Consider the following 4,001-nt stretch of genomic DNA (forward strand, 5'->3'; position numbering starts at 1 on the left):
GGCGGCTACGTCGTGCCGTTCACCAAGGAGCAGCTCCAGGCCGCGCCCGCATATTCGATCGAGGAACTCACCGGCGCTGACGGCGAAGCCGCCCGCGATGCTTCATTCCAATATTACCATGTGAAGCCCTATTGGCACTGATCGCTTGATCGACAGGTGGAAATCGAAAGGCCCCCGCGAAACGGGGGCCTTTAACGTCAGCGCCGAAGGGAACCGGGCAAGCCAACGCGTGGCTGAGCGTTGAACCGGGCGTAAGTCGGGACGCCTTTATACCCCTCAATAAATTTCGCGAGCGAATGTGGTAGCGCGTCAGCAGCATGCTGAGCGACGAGCGACGCAGTAAAGCTTGGTCTGATCGGCCGCTTGAAGCATCCGTGAGGAAGATTTGTGGCACGCTTCGCTGCAGGATGCAGCGAGTAGAGCGTACGTCCTATGGACGCCATGCAATAAATGTGCCTGGATTTCCCTCGGTGCCAGAACAAAAATCGATACCGTGCCGCGATCAGGTGTCGCCTTCCATATGACTCTCTTCGCACAATACGAGCGTACCGGCAGATAAGCATTTGTCACCAACCAATCGCCGACGATCGTCTCGACCAGATCCGGCTTCACGGCGCCCATCTCAGCTGGTCAGCGCACCGTCGGTTCTCAGATCAAGACCCAGGCACCTGAAGTTTCTGAGCAGCAGCGCTCTCAGCATCACTTGGCTCGTGACGCGTCCATAATCGTGAAAATTTGACGGCGCCGCCTGCATCCCGCTGTCTCAGGTGACCATCCGGTGCAACGAACTATCGGGATGAACCGATCAGCCGACGGAGCAACGGATAATCCTTTAGATCCTTGTACGGCGTGAGATCTAGATCCGCTGGCACGTTGCGAAGTCGTTCCTCATCGATCGCCTTTTCATGCTTCTTAATAACGCTTTGATAGCGTCGCCACGTCAGTCCAGCACCTCTGACTGCGTCCCTTTCGACGCGCAGGGCGATTTGATGCGCGTGCAGATAATGAAGCCCGAGCTCGTCCAATAGAGCTTTCTCAACAATTTCGTGGCACACCAGAAACGGCTCGAGCCGCACGTCCTTACCTTGCCATCTGATTGTTCGCGGCAGATGCCGATCGATGTAAATCGACGTGGCATCGCTGCTGTATCCGGCAATGTAGGGAATATCGAACTCGTGGCTGACCCTGGCCCGTCGATGAAGGGCGGCAACGACGTCGGAAAGAACGAGGTCGCTTATATCTTCAGAGTTGTGATGGACTTCGGCGGCTAGCTTCAAGCTCGCTCCTTGCGCGGGCGCCCCCGCCCACGGGACGGGACGAGGGCAAATTCCCCCGATTGTCATTTGTTGATGATGATGCGCTGTTTGTCGCGATTTTGAGCGTAGGTGGCCTTGTCGTAGGCAACCTGAGCCTTCAACTGCTCCTTGGTGAAGTTCGTGTAGAGGTAGCGGTTGCCGTTCTTGTCGGTCATGAACCTCAGGTTCTCCATACCAATGGCCACCTCTTTTTTGCCAATGCCTAAAAAGCCACCCACATCGACAATTATGGTGTCGACCTTCTTGTCGCCGGTCAGAATGACGTCGCCGATATCGCCCACCTTCGCATCATCTGCGCCATAGACGTTGGTTCCAATCAGATTTGCCGCGCTGATTTTGTCTGACGGCATCTCGGTCAGTGACGACTTGTCAATTGAGGCCGTTGCGGTTTTATCCGTCTTTGCGAGAGCGGTTTGACCCTCCGCCGTGGGTTGGGCCGTGGTGGGTGCAGACGCCGTGTCGTAAGCATTGGCGTCGAAATTGGGCTGGGCTTGAAGTTCTTCCTTGGTGGTCTTTGCCACCAGCCAGCGATCGCCCTTTTTGTTGATCCATTCGAGCTTGCTGAAATCGTAGGCAACATTCTTTTCGCCCACGCCGAGGAAGCCCCCGACCCCAATGATTACGAGCCTGGCCTTGCCGTCCTTGCCCAGGACGATGTCCTTAACATCGCCGATCTTCGTCGCATCGTCAGCGGTGCTGTCATAGACCGCGGCTCCCATAATCTTCGAGACGAGGTTGCCATCAGTAACTGGAGCAGCAATCGCGGTCTGAGTAGCGGGAGTATTTGCGGCATGGGCGCCGGCCGCATAGAACGCGGTCGAAATAAGAGCGGCCGTCGCCGCTGTAGCCAGTATCTTCCGGATCATTGTGAAATTCCTTCCGTTGCCTGGTTGATTGACCATCGGTGTCTGCCAACGTCATTTCGATCAACGGAAGCAACGGCCTTACGTTCCCAAAATGCCCTGGTCGCAACCGGCGCAGTCTGGCGGCCTCGAGATCCAGTTCCCAAGCCTCGACAAGCAGGGAGTAATTTGTGGATCGGCTGGAACACTTGTCCCTTTCGAGCCAAGGCTTAATCGCGTGGTTCGCACGGAAAAGGAAGCGCGAGCGGATCACCGAAGAACTAGATCATTGCGGTTCTGCGCGAGCACGAGGCGGTTGCGAAGGCGGGCGATCTTTCTCGCAAGCACGCGATCAGCGAGGCGACCCTGTATAACTGGAAGGCGAAGTATGGCGGGATGGACGTGTCCGACTCCAAGCGTCTGAAGGCCCCGGAAGACGAGAACGCGAAGCTGACGAAGCTGCTCGCCGACCAGATCCTGGAGGCGGCGGCGCTGAAGGAGTTCCTGTAAAAAAATGGTAAGGCCCGCCGCCAGGTGCGAAGCCGTTGCGCATCTGCGGGCCGCCATGGGTCGTTCGGAACGGCGGGCCTGTTCCATCGTCGGCGCCGATCGGAAGATGCTGCGCTACCGGTTCTGCCGGCCGCCCGAGACAGAGCTGCGCGGCAGGCTTCGCGAGCTCGCCAACGAACGCCGCCACCTCGGCTATCGGCGGCTGTTCATTCGCATCTACCGGCTCTACCGCGAGGAAGGGACTGACAGCGCAAGCGCCGGGCATAGCAACGAGCCGTCGGAACGCGGGCCCCGACCCCGGTCAAGGCAAAACTGATGCGCGCTGGTCGCCGGACTTCGTGCATGATCAGTTCGCCTGGCAGGCGTTTCCGGGTGATGAACATAGTTGACGACGTGACCCCGGGAGTGCCTGGCCGCGATACCGACACCTCGATCTCCGGTCACCGGGTGGCACGCGAGCCGACCGATCTGATCAGCCTTCGCGGCAAGCCCGACATGATCGGTTGCGGCCGAGCACCTCGAACGCCATCCTGGCCTAGTCGAAGGATAACCGTGTCGAATGGCATTACATCGCGCCGGAAAGCCGAATCAGAACGGCTACCTCAAGAGTTTCAACTGCCGGATGCGCGCAATGAGCTCCTAAACGAGAGCTTGTTCTTTGGCCTCAATGGCGCCCGCTGCGCCATAACCGAATGGGTGGAGGACTACAACACTGCGAGGGCCTCACTCCTCGCCCGGCTACCAGACCCCGGCGGCGTTCGCCGAGGTCCTCACCGCAACCGGCGCAAACGCTGCGCTCGATTTGGGCTTCGCGTCTCCGCCGGTTGCTCAGCCCGCGCCCTACGGCGTAACTGAAACGGTCGAGGCCCAATCGCCGCCGCTACGTCAATTCAGGCCTGATTTCTAAGTGCTGCCGCATCATGGGTTTGTGTGGGACCATCCTCTGTACGTGCGATCCCGGCGCTCGACGCCTAGTTGGCAATCCCCTGCTACCTCCAGAATCTTGGGAACAGCGCGCCCTTACCTGGCGGTCGTGACATTTGGCACTTCGACCAAGACCTTCACCCCGCGGTCTAGCCACTGGCGTTCGGCGGACCCCTGAAGCTGACGCCGCACGGTAGCTTCAGCAACAACCGTGCCGAACCCGGGCTTTCGTACCTTCGACGGAGGCGGCCCGCCGGTCTCTTCCCAGATGAGGACGAGTCCGTTTGTTTGGGGGATGTCGCTCCAACTGATTGCGACCTGACCTGCCTCTCCAGAGAGCGACCCATGCGTAGCCGCGTTGATAGCTAGTTCATGGATGAACAAGGCTAGAGGCTGGACTGCGTGAGCC

General features: G+C 58.9%; 2 protein-coding genes and 1 pseudogene. 1 reads left to right on the top strand and 2 read right to left on the bottom strand.

Features of this window, described 5'->3' with window-relative positions; genetic code table 11:
• Positions 1 to 788: 788 nt before the first annotated feature.
• Together AC0YKC_RS33820 and AC0YKC_RS33825 are read right to left on the bottom strand one after the other, a co-directional pair.
• Positions 789 to 1,277 carry a hypothetical protein gene (locus tag AC0YKC_RS33820; protein ID WP_320293608.1) on the bottom strand — a complete coding sequence of 163 codons (489 nt, stop codon included), beginning with the start codon at positions 1,275 to 1,277 and terminating at the stop codon, positions 789 to 791.
• Positions 1,278 to 1,339: 62 nt separating this feature from the next.
• Entirely contained in the window at positions 1,340 to 2,182 is an 843-nt protein-coding gene (locus AC0YKC_RS33825) for a PRC-barrel domain-containing protein (protein ID WP_320293609.1), read from the bottom strand.
• A gap of 209 nt (positions 2,183 to 2,391) precedes the next feature.
• Here AC0YKC_RS33825 and AC0YKC_RS33830 point away from each other — a divergent pair.
• Positions 2,392 to 3,575, top strand: a pseudogene (locus AC0YKC_RS33830) (IS3 family transposase).
• Positions 3,576 to 4,001 lie beyond the last annotated feature (426 nt).

This window comes from Mesorhizobium sp. CNPSo 4661 (genome assembly GCF_057784215.1).

Coding starts and splice junctions, on each gene's coding strand:
- AC0YKC_RS33825 (WP_320293609.1), bottom strand. CDS start 2,182: ATGATCCGGAAGATACTGGCTACAGCGGCGACGGCCGCTCTTATTTCG.